This is a genomic window from Aeromonas sp. QDB11 (genome assembly GCF_027705265.1).
GTDB lineage: Bacteria > Pseudomonadota > Gammaproteobacteria > Enterobacterales > Aeromonadaceae > Aeromonas > Aeromonas allosaccharophila.
This window is the reverse complement of sequence record NZ_JAPDBM010000214.1, coordinates 1-773: the sequence shown is the minus strand read 5'-3', so window position 1 is coordinate 773 and position 773 is coordinate 1. Positions and strand designations below refer to the sequence as shown.

General features: G+C 61.1%; 1 protein-coding gene. It reads right to left on the bottom strand.

Annotated features, from left to right (window positions below; genetic code table 11):
- Nucleotides 1–773, bottom strand: a 773-nt coding sequence (locus OKC40_RS22730; protein ID WP_270797055.1) for an N-6 DNA methylase, incomplete at both ends; no start/stop codon positions are given.

Genomic DNA, 773 nt, shown 5'->3' with positions numbered 1-773 from the left:
TTCTGGCTGGAACTCATTGAGCCATTGGCCAGCACGATACCGGCACGACCAGTTGGCTTGAGGTGGTAGAGCATATGCTGCAGCCACGCATAGTTGGCGTTGCCCGCAGGCGGCGTACCGTAGACCCAGCGCGGATCCCCCTCGAGGCTACCATGCCACCAGTCGCTGATATTGAACGGCGGGTTGGCCAGCACGAAGTCTGCACGCAAGTCAGGGTGCTGATTGCGGGTGAAGGTATCACCGTTTTCGCGCCCGAGGTTGTAGTCCATCCCCTGGATGGCGAGGTTCATGGCCGCCAGCCGCCAAGTGGTCGGGTTAGACTCCTGACCGTAGATGGAGACATCACCCAGCTTGCCGCCATGGGCTTCGATAAACCTCTCCGACTGCACGAACATGCCGCCTGAACCGCAGCAGGGGTCGTAGACCTGACCATGATGGGGAGCAAGTACCGCCACCAGTGTCTTGACGATACTGGCAGGCGTGTAGAACTGGCCCCCCTTCTTGCCCTCGGCACTGGCAAACTCGCCAAGGAAGTACTCGTAGACCTGCCCCAGGATGTCGCGTGCTTCACCGACATCACTGCCAAAGCCAATCTTGGAAACCAGATCCACCAGCTCGCCGAGCTTGCCATCGGGCAACTGGGCTCGGGCGTAGCGCTTGTCGAGGATGCCCTTGAGGCGGGGGTTCTCCTGCTCGATCAGGGTCAGCGCATCGTCAATTCGCTTGCCGATATCGGCCTGCTTTGCATGGGCGCGCAGCCCCTCCCAACGGGC